General features: G+C 38.1%; 12 protein-coding genes. 4 read left to right on the forward strand and 8 right to left on the reverse strand.

Annotation, left to right across the window (positions count from 1 at the left end):
* Positions 1-217: 217 nt before the first annotated feature.
* Positions 218-3,841, reverse strand: coding sequence for a response regulator (locus BV375_RS15935; protein WP_086762101.1), 3,624 nt, complete (start codon positions 3,839-3,841; stop codon positions 218-220).
* Positions 3,842-4,167: 326 nt separating this feature from the next.
* Between BV375_RS15935 and BV375_RS15940 the strand changes: the two genes are divergently transcribed.
* Positions 4,168-4,383 carry a hypothetical protein gene (locus tag BV375_RS15940; protein WP_086762103.1) on the forward strand — a complete coding sequence of 72 codons (216 nt, stop codon included), beginning with the start codon at positions 4,168-4,170 and terminating at the stop codon, positions 4,381-4,383.
* A gap of 179 nt (positions 4,384-4,562) precedes the next feature.
* Here the strand turns inward: BV375_RS15940 and BV375_RS15945 are convergent, their stop codons facing one another.
* Positions 4,563-5,246 (reverse strand): hypothetical protein, encoded by a 684-nt coding sequence (locus BV375_RS15945; RefSeq protein WP_143842100.1) that lies wholly within the window; start codon positions 5,244-5,246, stop codon positions 4,563-4,565.
* A gap of 305 nt (positions 5,247-5,551) precedes the next feature.
* Here BV375_RS15945 and BV375_RS15950 point away from each other — a divergent pair, with 305 nt between their 5' ends.
* Both BV375_RS15950 and BV375_RS15955 read left to right on the forward strand, forming a co-directional pair.
* Entirely contained in the window at positions 5,552-5,734 is a 183-nt protein-coding gene (locus tag BV375_RS15950; protein ID WP_086762107.1) for a CsbD family protein, read from the forward strand.
* Between the two features lie 135 nt (positions 5,735-5,869).
* Positions 5,870-6,076 (forward strand): hypothetical protein, encoded by a 207-nt coding sequence (locus BV375_RS15955; RefSeq protein ID WP_086762157.1) that lies wholly within the window; start codon positions 5,870-5,872, stop codon positions 6,074-6,076.
* A gap of 90 nt (positions 6,077-6,166) precedes the next feature.
* On the opposite strand, the gene BV375_RS15960 is transcribed toward BV375_RS15955, so the two are convergent.
* A complete protein-coding gene (locus BV375_RS15960; RefSeq protein WP_086762109.1) occupies positions 6,167-7,270 on the reverse strand; it encodes a hybrid sensor histidine kinase/response regulator in 1,104 nt (367 codons plus the stop codon).
* Between the two features lie 345 nt (positions 7,271-7,615).
* Here BV375_RS15960 and BV375_RS15965 point away from each other — a divergent pair, with 345 nt between their 5' ends.
* Positions 7,616-8,329, forward strand: coding sequence for a response regulator transcription factor (locus BV375_RS15965; protein WP_086762111.1), 714 nt, complete (start codon positions 7,616-7,618; stop codon positions 8,327-8,329).
* 298 nt (positions 8,330-8,627) lie between these two features.
* On the opposite strand, the gene BV375_RS15970 is transcribed toward BV375_RS15965, so the two are convergent.
* The 5 genes from BV375_RS15970 to BV375_RS15990 all read right to left on the reverse strand — a co-directional run bounded on the left by BV375_RS15970 (position 8,628) and on the right by BV375_RS15990 (position 18,345).
* Entirely contained in the window at positions 8,628-9,032 is a 405-nt protein-coding gene (locus BV375_RS15970) for a phosphomannose isomerase type II C-terminal cupin domain (RefSeq protein ID WP_086762113.1), read from the reverse strand.
* Between the two features lie 88 nt (positions 9,033-9,120).
* On the reverse strand, positions 9,121-10,464 hold the full coding sequence (locus tag BV375_RS15975) for a sorbosone dehydrogenase family protein (RefSeq protein WP_086762115.1): 1,344 nt from the start codon (positions 10,462-10,464) through the stop codon (positions 9,121-9,123).
* A gap of 231 nt (positions 10,465-10,695) precedes the next feature.
* Positions 10,696-12,996 carry an NACHT domain-containing NTPase gene (locus tag BV375_RS15980; protein WP_086762117.1) on the reverse strand — a complete coding sequence of 767 codons (2,301 nt, stop codon included), beginning with the start codon at positions 12,994-12,996 and terminating at the stop codon, positions 10,696-10,698.
* Between the two features lie 224 nt (positions 12,997-13,220).
* Positions 13,221-14,414, reverse strand: coding sequence for an EAL domain-containing response regulator (locus BV375_RS15985; protein WP_086762119.1), 1,194 nt, complete (start codon positions 14,412-14,414; stop codon positions 13,221-13,223).
* Positions 14,392-18,345: a PAS domain S-box protein gene (locus tag BV375_RS15990; RefSeq protein WP_086762121.1), complete on the reverse strand. Its 3,954-nt coding sequence runs from the start codon at positions 18,343-18,345 to the stop codon at positions 14,392-14,394. Before BV375_RS15990 ends, BV375_RS15985 begins: the two co-directional genes overlap by 23 nt.
* Between the last annotated feature and the right edge of the window lie 201 nt (positions 18,346-18,546).

Genomic DNA, 18,546 nt, shown 5'->3' on the forward strand with positions numbered 1-18,546 from the left:
TTGATGCTAATGTCTGGTTGGAATTATAAAAAAATAATGAGCATTTTAGGATAAAGCAGTTATCACTTGGCTGAAGTCCAAGATTTTTCCTATAAGGAAAAAGTGAATACAAAATTGTTATCTCACGAGTATTACCCCAACTCTAAGTAATCATAAGTAATTTGGCAGAAATGATATCAAGGTGAATTTTGGTATCTTGGCTTTGAATTCAGCCATTTTACCGATACAACCAAACCCGCAGCAGCGAGAGTAATTGCTCAGTATCTACAGGTTTAGTAATATAATCTGATGCTCCGGCTTCGATGCATTTTTCCCTATCACCTTGCATGGCTTTCGCAGTTAAAGCAATTATCGGCAGCGAACGAAATTGCTGTTGTTGACGGATAGCACGCGTTGTTTCATAACCATCCATTTCTGGCATCATCACATCCATCAAGACGGCATTTATATCAGGATTCACTTGCAGAACTTCAATGCCATCTCTACCATTTTCAGCAAACAATACTTGCATTTGATAGCCTTCTAACAAGCTGGTGATTGCAAAGATATTCCGCATGTCGTCATCGATAATTAAAATCTTTTTATGTGCAAGTACCGGGTCGGAATTACGAAGTTTCTCTAACATTTGCCGCTTCGGCTGAGGTAAGTTTGCCTGGATGCGATGTAAAAATAAGGCAGTTTCATCGAGTAAACGCTCAGGCGATCGCACATCTTTAATAATTATCGTTTCTGCTAGTCGTCGCAGTTGGGTTTCTTCTTGACGGGAGAGTTGTTTACCTGTATATACAATGATGGGAATTCTCCGTAAGTTGGGTTGTTTTTTAATTTGCTCAATTAGTTCCAACCCACTCATATCAGGCAGACCCAAATCCAGCACAATACAATCAATACGCTTGGATTGCAATGTAGCTAACGCTGCTGCTGCTGTATTTACCGCCGTACTTTGAACATCGCCATTGCCGATCAGTTCAATAATACTGCGAGCTTGTACTGAATCATCCTCGATTACCAGTAAATTTTTTACCTTACGCTCGATAAAGCCTTTAATATCAATTAAAGCCTCAGTTAATTGTTCTTTAGAAACAGGCTTTTGCAAGTAAGCGATCGCTCCTAACTCTAACCCGCGTTGCTGCCGATCATCAATAGAAAATATATGTACTGGAATGTGGCGAGTTTCCGAATCATGTTTAAGACGGTCTAGCACCATCCAACCATCCATATCTGGCATACAAATATCTAATGTAATTGCATGAGGTTTAAACTGTTGTGCTAGCGTTAAACCTTGTTTACTGTCTAAAGCCACCAAAACTTTAAACCCTTGTTGTCGTGCCATTTCTAGCAAGATGCGGGCAAATTTTACATCATCTTCAATCACCAGCAAAACTCTGTCACCTGGTTGAATTGTGTCTCTGTCGTCTGGAACTTCGGTTTGAAAAGTCGGAGAGATTGAGGCTGGAGGTGATTGGGAAACAGGGTGAAGTGGTGAAATTTTCTTCTGGCTATCCTTCCTCTTGTCTTCAAAAATAATTTCTTCTTTATCTTGTTCCTTTGCCCGAACTCTCTGTATGGGTAGATAAAGAGTAAAAGTACTTCCCAACCCTGGTTGACTGACTAGTTCAATTCTGCCACCCAACAGATGAGCCAGTTGACGGCTGATAGATAAACCTAAGCCTGTTCCACCATATTTGCGGCTGGTTGTACCATCTGCTTGTTGAAAAGCTTCAAAAATTAGTTGCTGTTTATCTGTGGGAATCCCAATACCTGTATCCCTCACTGCAAAAGCAACCGTATCGGCTTCTGCCATGTTAACTTGTAAAGTTACTCCTCCCTGTTCTGTAAACTTAAAGGCGTTCGCCAACAAGTTATTCAGAATTTGTTGCAAGCGTTTGATATCAGTATTAAATCCCCGCGGCAATCTTTCATCAAATTCTATATTAAAACTAAGTCTTTTCTCTTGAGCAATTTGACGGAATGTTGCTTGGATATGGCTTTGCAAATCTACAAAATATACCTGTTTATTTTCTAAAATAAAAGTGCCAGATTCAATTTTAGCCAAATCTAAAATTTCGTTGATTAGTTCTAATAGATCAGTACCAGCATTATATATGGTTTGGCTATATTCTATTTGTTTATCTGTTAAATTACCTTCAGGATTTTCTGACATTAATCTTGCTAAAATTAACAAGCTATTCAGGGGTGTCCGCAACTCATGAGACATATTCGCTAAAAATTCCGACTTATATTCAGAAGTTAAACTTAATTGTTTTGCTTTCTCTTCTAAAGCCAGCCTAGCTCGTTCAATTTGTTGATTTTTCTCCTCAACTTCTCGTTTTTGTACTGCTAACAACTCTGCCTTTTCTTCCAACTCTTCATTTAGCGTTTGTAATTCTTCGTTAGATTGTTGTAATTCCTCCTGTTGTTGCTTTAACAGTAATTGTGATTCTTCTAACTCCTGTGCCTGTTCTTGTAAAAGTAGATTGCTGTGCTTAAGTTCTTCTTGTTGGTTCTGTAATTGCTCAGTCAATGTTTGAGATTGTTGAAGTAGTTGCTGAGTTAGCATATCGGCATTAATAGCATTTAAAGCTATGCCAATTACTTCGCTAACTTGCTCCAAAAAAATTAAATGCAATTTATTAAAATCTTGAAACGATGCTAATTCAATTACAGCAATTACCTGCTTTTCAAACAATACAGGTAAGACAACAATATTTAATGGGGAAGCTTCTCCTAAGCCAGAATGAATCAGAATATAATCTTTGGGAACTTGTGTTAGTAAAATTCTCTGCCTTTCTAAAGCACACTGACCTACCAATCCTTCTCCTAAGCGGAATTGATTGGCTAAATTTTTCCGCTCACTGTAAGCATAGCTAGCAAGTAACTTTAAGACAGGCTGATTGTCTAGGGCATCCATTACATAAAAAACGCCATGTTGTGCTCTCACTAAAGGCGCTAGCCGCGATAAGAGTAACTGAGTAACAGTTGCTAAATTTCTGCGTCCTTGAAGGAGATGACTAAAGTCAGCCAAATTTGACTTTAACCAATTTTCTTCCTCATTTTTTTGCTGGGTTTCTCGCAAATTAACAATCATTTGATTGAAACTGCGTGTCAGTAAACCTACCTCATCTTGGCGTTCTGTATTTGGTAAGTTAGCCGACAAATCACCATCAGCAATCTTTTTTGCTACGCGAGAAATTTGCCCTAGAGGTTTGGAAATATTGCGCGAGAGCAAATATCCAATCAAAGCTATCAATATAAAAGATGTGGGAATACCATAGGCAATAGTAGCAAGAGTTTCTCCTGCTGCGATTTTTGCTTTTCTGGAACGTTTATCTAATAATTGACGCTCTTCTGTTGTCATCTCCTCAGTCAGGTTGCGGATTCTATCCATTAACCGCTTTCCCTCATTTTGAAGAACTACCTTCTGAGCAGCGTCAAAGCCCTGACTTTCTCGCAAGTCAATCACTCTTTGCATGATATTTATCCTTTCGGTAATCAGCGGCTCCAACATATCAAGACGACGTTGTTGATTGGGGTTATCAGAAGTTAAACTCCGCAGTTGTTTGATAGGTTGGTCTATGGATTTTATCGCCGTTTGATAAGGCTCTAAATAAGGCTTTGATCCGGTAATTATGTAACCACGCTGTCCAGTTTCAGCTTCTTGAAGTTTAGAACTTAGGTCTTCTAGTAGCCCAAGCACTTGGTATGTATGGCTTTCCCAGGATGACGTTGTAATCAAGTCATTAGTAGTGCGATAGGAGATTACACCAATCGCGCTTAAAATTGCTAGACCCAGAGCAAAACTAGCTCCGATTTTGCTTCCAATCTTCAAACGCTTTAACATTTTAAATGTCAATTTCGGCTATATCGGCTTTCAAAACTTACTTTTACTGTCTTATTTCAATAAAAAAGACATTACATAATTTAGTAGCAGTACATTTTTAACAGTTTTTATAGTATTTTAACAGAAAGTAATATAAATGTGATGTTTAGATAATTAAGTATAAAAAATAAGTTCATAAAAACTAGCGTTCATCCTATAGATTAATAACTTGTTTCTAGAGAATTAAGTTATTAATCTATACATTTTAACTTTTGATAGATAATAAAATAAATAACTTGCACTATAAATTAAATAGAGATTAGCTTTTATCAGAACTGGGGATTGCAATGAGTGTAAGAAGTTTAACAATACCCAAATTTAATCAAGGACAAACAGTAGAATTTACTGGCGGTGCAGGAATGATAGTTAAATGCAGCCCTAATTCTCAAACTTGGGCTTATCTTGTTGAAATGGAAATGGGAGAAGAACCAGAAATAGGTAGGATTGGTTATGAAACTACTATTTTGTTATTTGAGACGGATATTGCCTTGTCAGTCAAGTAGATTGTTGCCGCTTGAGTTTCAATCTGATGTTGCTCAAAGCTATTATCGTTTGCAAAAATATAAATATAAAAGTATATTTATGCCAATCAATTTCTCAGTTATTAATTTGATAATTCGTTGAGTAAAATATTGATAAGCAGTCTACAGACAGACTGCTTTTTTTATGGTAAAGAATGTTATTAAACTTTATTAATAACAGAACTAACAAGTGGATGATAAATATGGAAATCTTCAACTCCATTAGCCTCTAAAATAGTTCTTGCAGCTGCAATTTGGATATCTGTACCGCCTAAAACCAATAGATAACCATCCAAAGCCAAAAAACTTTTATAATGTCCGACAATATTTTCAGGTATTTTTAATATTATCCATTTATCTTTACTAAATACCTTGACTTCTCTAAGAGTTTCATTAAGTAGCCTTCCTTGAGTAACAAGAGAAACTTGATTCATTGGATAGCCTGCTACTTTTAATTCTATTAGAGCCTGTTCAGTATTGTGGTGATTAAAAAACAGAGCAACTGCGTTTTTATAACGACCTGTTGAAAGTGAGGACACTGAAGAAGCTGCCCATCGTTGAGTGCTACCTTGGCTAAGAATCTTTTCAACCATGCTAATTTCTTCTGGTGTAGCTTTTACTATCACTAAGTAGTAACCCTGGGAAACTAAATCGATCAAAGCTTTTCTTTCGTCTTCAGGAATTCCCAAACCTACTAATACACCGTGTAGACTACTAGTGACGGCACAAACTACAGATACTTTAATCATCGGGAAATTAGCACCTATTAATCGGAAAACTGCTAATTCTACGTCAGAAAATTTTGCAAAAACACCTACTGCTATTTGCTGTTTTGTTAATGTCATTTTTTTATTATTGCGATCGCTAGCTAGATAAATTACCAGTTCTTGTCTCTGTACGCCGCCTATCTCCAGAGCCAAAACCCTTTATCTGGGGATGTAATTGGTAATATATCTGCTTCTATCTCAAGATTTTGGTTGTGAATCTTGAAGATGAATCGAATTATTAATAAGCTATATATTACGAATAAGAAAAAAAAGCTCAACTCTATTCTCTAGATAGAAGCATCCTCAAAAATAAACCGATATTCTATAAACATTGGATGGCTTAATAAGCCTCAAGTAAACATAGAAAATAACAGGAGCATATTATGAGTCTTGAAGATAGAGCTAAAGCTGTTGCCAAAAATATTGAAGGTAAAGTTCAAGAAGCAGTCGGTGAAGTTACTGGTAATCCTAACGACAAAGCAGAAGGTCAAGCAAAGCAAGCAGAATCTCAGGTTCGGCATACAGCCGAAAACCTTAAGGATGAAGTGAAGAAGGCGTTAGACTAAATAACAGTTACTTCAGGAATAAGAAATAGTAAAAATAAACGATCATTTTTACTATTTCTTCTTGATTCAGATAATCACAGTCTTGTTAAAAATTCCCATAGCTTTGATTTATTACTAGATTTAGGTTAAAAAATGATGATTAATATAGCTTTTACTTACCTTTTAACACAAGCATCTGTAGCATCAGAAAGTTCTAGCTATTCTCTCGCTTTAACAACTGTTTTAATTGTAGGTTTTGTTGCAGCCGCACTTATCGGCTCTATTGCTTGGTACAATTCCAAACGTCCTGTAGGCTGGGAAGATAAAGAACGTCCCGATTTCGTTCCAGATGTTGATAAGTAATTGAATTAGTGTCTCCTTATTTGCCATAGTGTTTATAGTGTTCGCTATTTTCCATAGCGGACGCTATTTTATTAATGTGAGTGGGAAATATTATTTAGGTAAACTGATAGTAAATGTACTACCATATCCAGGCTCAGATTCTACGTTAATTGCACCTTGATGTGATTCTATGATGTAGCGAGATAGGTAAAGTCCTAAACCACTACCTGAACCTGTATGTTTACCCGGACGAAATCGCTCAAATAAAATTGCTTGGTCTTGTTGAGAAATTCCTGGGCCTGTATCTTGAATTTTAATCAGTACATTATTTACATCTAAATATAAACTTACATCTATATAACCTGTTGTAGTAAATTTAATTGCATTTCCTATAATGTTGGTTAAAACTCGCCGCAATTCTATGCGATCGCCCATTACTATAGTTACTGTTTCTGACTCAAAATCGAGCTTTTTATCTAGTTCAGCCTTTAATACTAAGTTCTTTTCTTCCGCCAGTGGCTTCAATTCTTGAGTAACTTCCCAAACTAGTTCTCTAATATCGAAGGGATAAAAACTTAGATTTTTACAACCAGCTTCATGTCTATAAACTTCTAATAAGGTATTCACCATTGCCAGCAAATCTTGATTACTGCCAATCATAGTATTAATAATTTGAGTAAATTCTGGTGTACCAGAGCTAAACATTCCTTCTTGCATTAATTTTAATACTCTATTTGCAGCCGCTAGAGGCGTCCGTAAATCGTGAGTAAACCGCGAAACGAAATCTTCCCGTAAGTTAGCCATGTGATCGCGTTCGTCTATAGTGTGCTTCAAACGCAAAAGAGAACGAACCCGTGCATTTAACTCATCTGGGTCAAATGGTTTACGAATAAAATCATCAGCACCTGCATCAAGCCCTTCGACAACACTAGAGTAAATGTGTGCGGTAATTAATAAGATAGGAATGTATGGCAAAGTTTGATGTTGGCGAATGCGGCGAGTGAATTCATAGCCATCTAACTCTGGCATCATAATATCAAGCAGAATTAAGTCTGGTGGCGACTGCTCAACTATAGCCAAAGCAGTTTTACTATCTTGCGCCAAAATAACTTCATAGTCATCTTCTTGTAAGACTGTTTCTAAGAGTAGTAAATTGTCATAAACATCATCAACAACCAAGATGTTGTCTTTTTTAACAGGATTTTTTAGTGACATGGCTAATTAGAAAATTATCTGCTTAAATGTGCTAACTTTAATACACAATTCTTGAATTAAACTTTCATGAGTTGAACGAAATTATATTTTTATCTATCTTAAGCCGATCTTGTTTAGTTAATTATATTAAACAAAAAATCTATCTACTGATAGATGCATAAAAACATATTTAAAATTTTTAGCAAAATTTTCAGCTATTAGCCTTTCAGATAAAGGGTTTACGACTTTAGTTAGATGTATTTTTTATAAAATTACTATCATCTCCCTTTTGGTATAAACTTCAAAGTAAGATAGCAAAGTTATTTTATTCTGTACTTTAGATAGACCCGGATAGAGGTAACAGCCATGAGTGAGATTAAGGTCGTTGTGATTGAAGACCACAACCTTACCAGAATAGGCTTACGGGCTGCTTTACAAGCTGAGGCAGACATTAAAATTATTGGTGAGGCTGCCAACGCGACGGATGGATTGCAACTTCTGTTGAAGCTAAAGCCAGATGTTGCCACTATCGACATTGGTTTACCAGATATGGATGGCATCGAATTGACACGCAGGTACAGGCAAAGCCAACAAGACAATCAAGACCTGACGACAAAAGTTTTGATTCTGACAATGCAAAACAGCGAGGAAGCTGTTTTGGCTGCGTTTGGAGCAGGGGCAGATTCTTATTGCATGAAGGATATTGAGAGCGATCGCTTAGTAGATGCAGTGAAAACTACTTATACAGGTAGCCCTTGGATTGACCCAGCAATAGCGGATGTTGTACTCAAGCAGGTACGCCTAGATAGTGTCACCGGAGGCACAAGTGGAAAAAGGGTGATGATTGATGGTCTTGACTCAGAACTTGAGAAAACTATAGAAACTTGTCCATTGACTCCGCGAGAAATGGAAGTGTTGGAGTTGATTGTTGCTGGTCATGATAACGCAGAAATTGCTAACAAACTTTATCTGACTATCGGTACTGTTAAAACTCACGTTCGAGGTATTTTAAGTAAACTCTGTGTTGCTGACAGAACCCAAGCGGCTGTTAGGGCTTTGCGTGCTGGTTTGGTGCATTAAAGGTTAGTAATATGCGATCGCTAATATCGAATTAGTTAGATACTGATCGTTGAGGCTAAAGCAGATACACAAAAACAGATGACACTGAGAGCTTTTTTACTCTGCAATTAGGCAACACTTTGAATTCAAAATTTAGTATGACACGGAGACTAGGCTGACTTTTTTTCTCCATGTTTCCATCTTCAATATAATATTGGCTAGATGACCCTGTGGTAGCTTATGGTATTTTGGATTGTGAAAAAGTTACTGCATAAGTGCTTGAACAATTAATCTGTCACAATCATTTTTCACAATAGTATTAGATTTCGGTTACTGGTTTGACCAAATTTAAATCATAAGGGCGCTCAGTATCATCCTCACCTAAATACTCACCATTTTGAATCTCTAAAATTACTAGTGGAATTGAACCAGGATTTTCTACTTTATGCAGGGTGGCGGCTGGAACATAGGTTGACTCGTTGCGATTCAATAATATTTCGCGATCGCCACAAGTTACCTTGGCAACACCAGAGACTACAACCCAATGTTCATTACGATGATAATGGATTTGAGGTTTAATGCCGTGCCGAGGCTTGATTTCTACACGGCTAATTCTATAATTATCGCCCTCTTCTACAAGCTCTACGTTCCCCCAGTATCTTGCACCGGAATGGGAAGAAGATGGAGCAGTGTTAGATTGATCGTTGTTCTCATGCTCTGTCATAACTAGTTTCTCAACCTGCGATCGCTATTGTTTTGTCAATAATCTAGCTTAAAAGAGTTAAGCTGAGGGTAAGTCAGCATTTTTTTATCTAACTTCCTGTGTACTGAATGCGATAAATGCGATTATTGGCTTCTTCTGTTACCAATAAACTGCCATCAGGTAACACAAGTAAACCTACAGGTCGCCCCCAAGTACTTGGTATTGATGGATTGAGCAAAAATCCAGTCAGAAAATCTTCATAGTAACCTTGCGGTCGTCCGTTGGGATCGAAGGGAATAAATACAACTTTGTAACCTGTACCGCGATCGCGATTCCAAGAACCACGAAAAGCTACAAAAGCTCCGTTACGATATTTTTCAGGAAACTTCTGACCATCATAAAACTGCAAACCCAACGCTGCTGAATGCGCCTGGAACAACACATCTGGGGTGCGGGTACGGGCTACCAAATCGGGGCGTCTACTTTTGCCATTCGTTTTCTGACGTGGGTCAAGATTATTTGGTGTCAAGTAAGCATAGGGCCAGCCGTAGAATTCCCCCGACTGGAGGCGTGTGAAGTAGTCTGGTACTAAGTCATCGCCAATACCATCGCGTTCGTTAACTGTAGCGTAAAGTTCTTTAGTGACTGGATGAAAGTCTAAACCAACAGGGTTACGTAAGCCATAAGCAAAAGTCTGTTTTTGGGAACCATCCAAATTCATCTGCTGTACCGAAGCCCGTGGTAAGGATTCTTCTTCTACATTAGATTGAGAACCAACAGAAACATATAGTTTTTTACCATCAGGTGAAACTACTACGTTACGCGTCCAGTGCTGGTTATAGCCACCCCCAGGAAGATCGGCAATTTTTTTGCCACTACCAGTGAGTTGTTGTTGACCTTTAGTGTAAGGAAACTGTAATACTGCATCGGTATTACCCAAAAAGAAGGAATTACCTGCAAAAGCCATTCCAAAAGGAATATTCAAGCCATTTTTGGCACTCGCAAAAGTCTGGCGCACCTCAGCAACTCCATCGCCGTTGCGATCGCCCAACAGCCGAATGCGGTTTTGTCTAGTTTCTGTCACTAACACATCACCATTGGGAGTTAAAGCCAGCCAGCGTGGCGCATCTAAACCTTCAGCAAAAACATTAACTTTAAATCCTGGCGGTACACGTAAAACTGGGTTTTGCGGAATTCGCACAACCTCAGGGCTTTTAGAAGCACTTTCTGTTGCGAAAGGAGCGGGTAAATTGCTCAGGTTGATGCGGATTTGTGTAGGCGAAAGTGGTTCAGTACGGACAACATTTTTCGGCTGTGTCGAGTTCTGTGCCAACTCAACTGAAGATGCTGATGGTTGCGGTGTGAAATTATCTAAGGAGGCGCGAGTTTGGTTACAGGCTGTTAGTGCACTAAATAACAACAATAGCGGTAATAAACGCTCAGGCGATTTCATAATTGGACACTTCCGAGAGTGGCAACAGAAAAACAGCATGGTATTTATTGTTGAGTGTAACTAAAGCGCCGTAATTGCCCATCCCTCTGGAGAATGGGGAATGGGAAGGAAATAATACCTATTCAAAATTAGGAAAGCCAGATTTCAAAAGGGTTTCTGAATTTTGGATAATTGGTATAACTGCCTCTTGACTCTTGCCTTCTTAATAAATGACCAATTGACAAATAATTATTAACCAAAAAGCAAACTATTCTCTATTGACTCTCGCACATTAGGAGTGATAGCAACAGCACTATTGAGGCAATCTAGTAGTAGTTGATTGGCATACCAATACTGTTGTAATTCTTGCCAATCTTTTTGATTAAAATTCCAAGCATGACCAATTTGGCGATAACAGATCATCAGAGTCCGCAATTTATTAATCCAAGCTTCTCCATAAGTTTGCCACCAAAGTTTTAGCGTTTCCCTAGTTTGATGCTGCGAGGGTAACTGATTTTTCAAATCTTGTAGTGACGTTTTTAAAGATGGCTGATCCTTCAGCAGATGTTCTAAGTCTAAGGCTAAACTCAAAGTAAACAAGCGTTGGAAAAATATCTCAGCAGTCATAGTCAAGCTGACAGCAAGGGCATGAGTCAGAGCCAAATCTAAGGCTAAATCAATAGACAAATTCCCAGCTAGCCGCCGATCTAAAGATAGAGCAAAAATTTGGTTGCGGGCTAGAGAATGATCTGGAGGGAGGGCAATAGTAAAGTAAAAGGCACGTACACTAGCTGGATGATAGGATTGATTGACTGCACAAGATTTTTCCCCTACCCAATTGAGAAAAGCTTGCAATTTTTCATTTCTAGTTATTAAAGTATCTGTTTGTTGCTTCATTAACTGCAACAAATCATCAGCAGGCTGTAACATCCCTACGCTGAGTAAAAATATTTCCCGCCAACGTTCTTCATTAATATGAGTAACTAGTTCATGTAATGTTTGAGTATTAGCATTAGCAAAAATTTCTCTAGCTGTGAAATATTCTTGAAAAGTCAAATGGGAAAAAGAATAAATTCCTCTAGCTCTTTCAATCAATAATCCATGTTGAGCTTCAATGGCTTTTAACACAGCCGCACTTTCTAATTCCAAAGCATCGGCATCATTTGTTGCTTGAGGAAGATGAGATAAATAACCAGTAATGAGTTGCCGCATTTTATTTTCTGGCAAGAAGTAATCTCCTTGAGCAAAACTAATTGCTGCCACACGACTTAGCAACTTAATTTTTTGTAGTAGCGATAAATTGCGATAAATATGATCTCGTTTAACGCCCCTTGCTTCATCCCAGCGTACCAGTAATAAGTCTAATCCTTGTTTATATAGTTCAGCACGTTGAGAGGGAAAATCTTCTATAAACTGAAATAACAAACAGGTGAGATTCAACAAAATGGGTGTAGAGGCTAATTCGAGAATTGGAGAATTTTCTGGCAGTTCCAATTTTTTCATAAACTTATGTGCCAATGCCTGTGCTTTAGCTGGAGTCTTTTTGGCAACTGCTATAAACCATTTGTATGCAAAAGTGACAATTTGTAATTTAGTAAAATCAGCAATTTCTACTTCAGTAAATCCATGAAATCTATAATGTTGAGCAGCGATACGGCAAGTAATAATAACTCGATTTTTTGGGAAAATTTCAATAAATTGCCGGATATTTTTGATAATTCTTTCACTATCTGGTTCGGTAACTTCATCTAAAGCGTCTAATAAAATTAAAGCTTTACCTTGAGAAAATATTGCCAAAATTTGCTGTTCACTTATATCAAAATTAAAAAAATAATTATAAATGTAATTTACTAAGTTTGTTTGGGTTGATTGTCTAGTATCTTCAGCCAGATTTTTCAAATTGATAAAAATCGGCAGACAATCTGATTGAAAAAATCCTTGATTACAGCTAATAGCAATTGACTGCAAGAATGTAGTCTTACCAGAGCCTGGTTTTCCTAACACCATCAGCTTAGAATATTGTAAAACTGCTTCTAGTCCAGCAACCCGCTTTTGACGGACTTTACCTAAGCCAAATCTGTCAAATTTATCATTATCACATTTTTGTAAATTATTAATATCTATCCATGTTTTACTGTTCATTTCCTCCAAAATATTAACATCAACATAAAGTTCATTTAAACTAACAGGCTGGGCAATATCTAAAATATGCAAAGTACCGCACTGGGCTTGAATTTTTTCATACTGAATTGACCGTAACTTTCCTACTAAACTATTAATATCCAAAGTCAACTGTGCAGGCTTCTCTAAAGAAATTAATTCATCTTCGGTAGTCTTTTGAAAGATTTCTGTTGGGTCTAAGTCTAAAACTAAGCAAATCTCATTAAAAGCTTGACGATCAATAGGTTTTCCAGTGAAAAACTTCCAAATAGGCTGACGAGTTTCTAAACCAACAGTCGCAGCCAAATATTCTTGCGTCCAGCCTTTGCGCTTAAACGCCAGTTTGGCTTTTCTAATACCTTCTACAGATGCTTGGAGCGATCGCTTTGCCATTGTCTTAACAAAAAACTATATACAGATTTGGCTATTCGTATACAAGTTATACAATTTATACATTAACTTATACCAAAAACATAACACAATCACTAAGACTAGCTATTTATAATAGTATCCAGTCAGCCAATTCTACATACCCAACTAGCTTATGGCATTGCTACACAATATTTTGCCTTGTAGAGCAATGCCCAAGCTTTTCATAATAAATAAGCTGTTGTCATTCAAAAAAAATTTTCTAGTTCTGCTGCTGGTAATGGACGACTTAAAAGAAAACCTTGCATAGCATCACAGTTATATTGGCGTAAATAATCAAGTTCTGCTTCTGTATCTACACCTTCAGCGACTACTCGTAAATTTAGCCTGTGAGCCATTTGAATTACGGCTTTTGTGAGGTCTGATTTCTCAGAGTTTGTGTCTACATTATGAATGTAATATCTGCCTATTTTTAAGGTATTAACTGGTAATTCTTTGAGGTTAGTTAAAGAAGCATAACCAATACCAAAATCATCAAGAGCAATTTTTACACCCAGAGAGCGTAATTTACTCATGGTGGCGATCGCATTATTTATGTTTTGCATAATTATGCTTTCACTGAGTTCGATTTCTAGACGTTCTGGTGCCAATTTATTATTAATAAACAGTGCAGATATCTCTTCGATGAAATCTGAAGAGTAAAATTGACTGCCAGAAACATTAACATTAATAGTCAAAGACAACAAATCGAGATTATCCTGCCAAATGTAAATTTGTTCGCAGATACTTGTGAATACCCATTTTTCAATAGGTAAAATTAAACCCGTAGATTCGGCCAGCTGCATAAATTCTAATGCAGGAACTGAGCCTATTTCAGGGCTTTGCCACCGCAATAAACTTTCGGCTGCAATTATCTTGCCAGAGGCAATATCTATAATTGGTTGATAATACAAATCAAATTCTTCAAATTTATTTTCTTTAACTACTCGATGTAAATAGATTTCTAACAACTGCATTTTTGGTGAGAATGCCATATTAGCAGGCTGAGTTGATAATAAATGCTTTTTTAAGGTAGTCTGTTTTTCTAAACGGTTGACAATTGCACTTAATAATTCAGCACGCGTAAATGGCTTAGTCAGGTAGTCATCCGCTCCTAAATCCATACCTTGGCGAAAGTCAGCTTTTGCCGATTTTGCAGTTAAAAAAATGAAAGGAATTGTAGCTGTTAATGGGTCTTGGCGTAATGTTGTTAAGACGCCATAACCATCAATTTCTGGCATCATCATATCGCACAAAATTAAATCGGGAATTTCAGAGAATGCTAAATTTAACCCGATCTTGCCATTAGCAGCAGCAATAGTCTGAAAATCCTCAGCTTCTAGTAAATCTAAAAGGTTTTCTCTAACTAATTCTTCATCTTCAATTACTAAAATTTTTGTCATAATTCCCACCGGATTGTATTTGGTTATTTAATGGCAGAGTGACTGTGAACTTTGTTCCAACTCCCAATATAGTGAAGACAGATATTTCACCCTGGTGAATATGAACACATTTTTTCACAATTGCCAATCCTAATCCAGTACCGAGGATATTCCCTACATTACTGGCTCGATGAAATGATTCAAATAGATGGGGTAGGTCTTCAGCAGGAATTCCAATTCCCTGGTCTTGAATTTCAAATATTGCTTGGTCATAGTGACAAGTCAAAGTCAACTCAACATTGCTATCAGATGGGGAATACTTGATTGCATTCGAGAGTAAGTTACTAAGAATATGTCCCAGCAATTTTTCATCCATAAAACATGGCATAACTTCTCTTTGGCTGCTAAAAGAAATTAGCCGCTGATGGTTGATATCTAACTCAATTTCTTCCACCAAGCGACAGCAGTATTCAACCAAATCGAAGGATGTTGGTTTATAGTCTAGTATTCCCGCCTCTGCCTTGCTGATAAACAAAACATCGTTCAACATTTCCGTCATGCGATTGACAGCAGTTTGAATACGGCGCAGATGAATAAGTTGTTTTTCTTCAGTCCATTTATGCTGGTAATGTTCTAGTAACTCTGCCGAAGAAAGGATAGTACTCAAGGGCGTGCGGAATTCATGGGAAGTCATCGAGATAAAACGAGATTTTAGATCGTTGAGTTCTTTTTCTTTCTCAAGTGCTATTATTAGCTCTTGTTCTAATTGCTTGTGCTCTGTGATATCTGCCCAGTAACCGACAAATTCCACTAAGTTACCAGCTTCATCTTGGATTAAAGAGCCTGTATCATAGACCCAACGATAGTTACCGTCTTGGTGCAAGAAGCGGTAATTCAAAGTGTAGTGACCTTGATCTACTCCCTGTGTAAGTTCGGCAAAAACATCAGCCACATCGTCGGGGTGGATATGTTTAGCCCAAAAACCCGAATCTTCAATAAATTTACTGGCTTCATAACCAATCATTGCCTTGACATTTTCGCTGATGAAAGTGGTACCAAAATCTCCTGATGGCTTACAGGTATAGATGACAGCAGGGGTAGAAGAAAGTAAATATTGCAGTCGTTGTTGGCTGACAACCAGTGCCGTTTCTGCTTGCTTACGTTCAGTAATATCTGTTTGAATGCCTATGTAATGGGTAAGTGTGCCAGCAACGTCATAAACAGGAGAAATGTTTAACTCATTCCACAAAACTCTGCCATCTTTGCGGTAGTTGCGGAGAATAACGGTACAGTCTTTACCTGCTTGCATCGCTGCATTGAGTTGTTGTAACTCTTGTGGACTAATCTCATCATTTTGGAACAAACAAAAACTTTGCCCAATAACTTCTGCTGCACAGTAACCAGTCATGCGCTCATAAGCAGAATTAACGTAGATAATTGGCCCGTTGAGGATGCTGGCATCAGCAATAATAATGCCATTGCTACTCGCAGCGATCGCGCGATCGCGCAGTCTTAAACTTTCTTCTACGAGTTTGCGTTGGGTAATATCAGTATGAATACAAACAGTTCCCAAAACTTTCCCTGTGGCATCCTTAAAGGCGTCGGCGCATAAGTATACTTGCGAAAGCCTGCCACTGCGAGTTTGCATTGTCACTTCGCCTCGCCAGGAATTACCACTTTTAATAGTATTTAGTACTTGTTCAAACTCTGCTGGATACTTGAAAATCGCAATTCCTCCTCCAGCAGCCCGGAGTTCCTTCAAAGTGTAATCATACAGTTTGACAAATGCTGGATTGACGTAAATAGTTTCACCCAAGATGTTGCCCATACAAATGGCATCACTTGTACTTTCAATAGCTTTACGAAAGCGTAATAGTGACTCTTCAACTAATTTGCGCTCGGTAATATCGGTAGAAATGCCACCAATTGCATAAGGTATACCATTAGCATCTTTTAAAGGAAACTTGATCGATAAATAAGTATGTAACCCATCTGCATGGGGAACGATTTCCTCAGCTTCTATGGCGATATTACTTGTAATTACCTGGTAGTTATTAATTGCAAAATGCTCGGCAGTATCCTGACTCCAAATCTCATCAATACTTTTGCCAAATATTTGCTCTTGCTTAATATTGAATAGTTGTTCATACTGTTTGTTGATCAATAAGTATTTATTTTGAGCATCTACTACATAAATCACAGCCGAGGAATTATCTAAAATAGCTTGTAGCTGCTGTTGAGTGTTTCGCAATGATGTTTCTGCTTGTTGGCGCTGGGTAATGTCTCGGCTCATACCGCGATACCCAAGGAATTTACCTTCAGAGTCAAGGATGGGAACACCACTAGTTTCCAGCCAAACTAAATGCCCATTTTGATGCATCTGGATGTTCTCTAGACATTGAAATGCTTGAGGTGTAATGAAAATCGCCGCAAAGTCTTTCGCTAGAACCTCTCGCCTATCCAATGGCATAAACTCAAGGGGGCTTTTTCCTAGCACTTCCTCAGGTTCGTAGCCCAAAATATCACTTACTTTAGGGCTGACATAAGTATAAGTACCTTGTTCGTCCACTTCCCAAATTAAGTCGCTACTAGCTTCTACTAGCTTGCGAAATCTTTGTTCGCTATCTTTGAGTGCTTCAAGTGCAAGTTTGCGATCGCGTAGGGCTGCTTGCTGTTGGCTAATGTCGGTAACTGTACCCACATAAGCGACTATTTCTCCTGTATCTGTTCGCTCTGCAACTGCTTGACCAAAAACCCAAACTTCACTGCGATCAGGACGCTGATAGCGATATTCTGAACGAAATGGTAGTTTTTGCGCCACAGCTTGAGACCATTCTGTCTGCACCCGTTCTCGGTCTTCGGGATGAATCGCTGCTAACCAGTGTAATCCTAAAGCTTGGTCTTTTGTCAATCCTGTCATTTCGCACCAGCGCTCGTTGACGTAGAGGCTATTTCCTAGATCATCTGTGCAAAAAATTCCTACAGGTGAGATTGTCGCTATACTTTGATAAAGCTGTTCGCTCTGCCATCGAGCAACTGCTGTTACACACTCTTCGCTTTTTTCTAAAACTTTTTGTGCCTGCTTGCTTTCACCGATCTCTTCATTCCACTGAAAAGACTTTTGATTACCTTTGAGTTTGGTAATCTCCCGTTGAATAGATACAAAATGTGTGATTTTCCCTGCTTTATCTGCGATCGGGAATTGTTTCAAATCTACACAGTAAGTCGAGCCATTTTTCTTGTAATTAATTAATTGTGTGCAGATTGGTGAGCCATTTTGAAGCGCTGCCCGAATTTTTGCTAGTTCAGTCCGAGAAGTTTCCTTACCCTGTAAAATACGGGGTGTTTTGCCAATTACTTCGCTCAAGCTGTAGCCGCACATCTGGGTAAAAGCTATATTGGCATACACTATCTGCGGACCTAATGGTTCATCCAGTGCCTCAGCTTCCGTAATCAAAATCGCATCGTTAACATTTGCGATCGCTGATTCTAGCAAATGTAGTTGTTCCTCAATTGGCTTGAATTGATCTGTGCTTTCCTCCTGTGCTTGTTGCTGCAACAGTTGATAAATGCTATCTAAGGTGATTGCACCAATCAGTAAACCTGGCTCATCTACCACAGCAAGCAAACCCGATTGAGATTGGTGCAATAGAGAAAGCACTGTTGCTAGGTCGTTAAGTTCAGACAGCTTTGGCTTAATTGTTAGAGGATGCATAACTTCAGAAATTTTTGTGGTTTTGAGGTCAATCTCTGAAGCTACAAGTCTGACTACATCTTTCTCTGTCAACCACCCAACCATCTGCCTAGCCGATCCGACTAAAGTGCTTTTGCCTTGCTTTGCTATCAGGGCGATCGCATCTAACAACAATGTTTCCGGCTCAACCGTCAACGGCGAAAAGTCAATAACTGACTTTAAGCATTTTAGCCACAGAATTTGCGGTATGGCTTGCATAGATGTTGAGTATAGCTGTAATTAAAAAATTGTTATTTAAAGCAAACTGTTGTCTATACTTCTAATATTTTTTCGTTAGTGCATAATGATTGCGAGAGGATAAATACTGGATTTTTTTCATATATAAAATCTTCTTCTTACTCTGTCTAATGACTTTTTGAGAAGAAATCTCCAAAACAATATATTATAACATGCATAATC

The organism is Nostoc sp. 106C (genome assembly GCF_002154725.1).
Taxonomy (GTDB): Bacteria; Cyanobacteriota; Cyanobacteriia; order Cyanobacteriales; family Nostocaceae; genus Aulosira.

Bases quoted from the DNA above. Each gene is read 5' to 3' on its own strand.
- BV375_RS15950 (WP_086762107.1), top strand. From the start codon at position 5,552: ATGAGTCTTGAAGATAGAGCTAAAGCTGTTGCCAAAAATATTGAAGGT.
- BV375_RS15975 (WP_086762115.1), bottom strand. From the start codon at position 10,464: ATGAAATCGCCTGAGCGTTTATTACCGCTATTGTTGTTATTTAGTGCA.
- BV375_RS15955 (WP_086762157.1), top strand. From the start codon at position 5,870: ATGATTAATATAGCTTTTACTTACCTTTTAACACAAGCATCTGTAGCA.
- BV375_RS15985 (WP_086762119.1), bottom strand. From the start codon at position 14,414: ATGACAAAAATTTTAGTAATTGAAGATGAAGAATTAGTTAGAGAAAAC.
- BV375_RS15965 (WP_086762111.1), top strand. From the start codon at position 7,616: ATGAGTGAGATTAAGGTCGTTGTGATTGAAGACCACAACCTTACCAGA.
- BV375_RS15990 (WP_086762121.1), bottom strand. From the start codon at position 18,345: ATGCAAGCCATACCGCAAATTCTGTGGCTAAAATGCTTAAAGTCAGTT.
- BV375_RS15980 (WP_086762117.1), bottom strand. From the start codon at position 12,996: ATGGCAAAGCGATCGCTCCAAGCATCTGTAGAAGGTATTAGAAAAGCC.
- BV375_RS15970 (WP_086762113.1), bottom strand. From the start codon at position 9,032: ATGACAGAGCATGAGAACAACGATCAATCTAACACTGCTCCATCTTCT.
- BV375_RS15940 (WP_086762103.1), top strand. From the start codon at position 4,168: ATGAGTGTAAGAAGTTTAACAATACCCAAATTTAATCAAGGACAAACA.
- BV375_RS15960 (WP_086762109.1), bottom strand. From the start codon at position 7,270: ATGTCACTAAAAAATCCTGTTAAAAAAGACAACATCTTGGTTGTTGAT.
- BV375_RS15935 (WP_086762101.1), bottom strand. From the start codon at position 3,841: ATGTTAAAGCGTTTGAAGATTGGAAGCAAAATCGGAGCTAGTTTTGCT.
- BV375_RS15945 (WP_143842100.1), bottom strand. From the start codon at position 5,246: ATGACATTAACAAAACAGCAAATAGCAGTAGGTGTTTTTGCAAAATTT.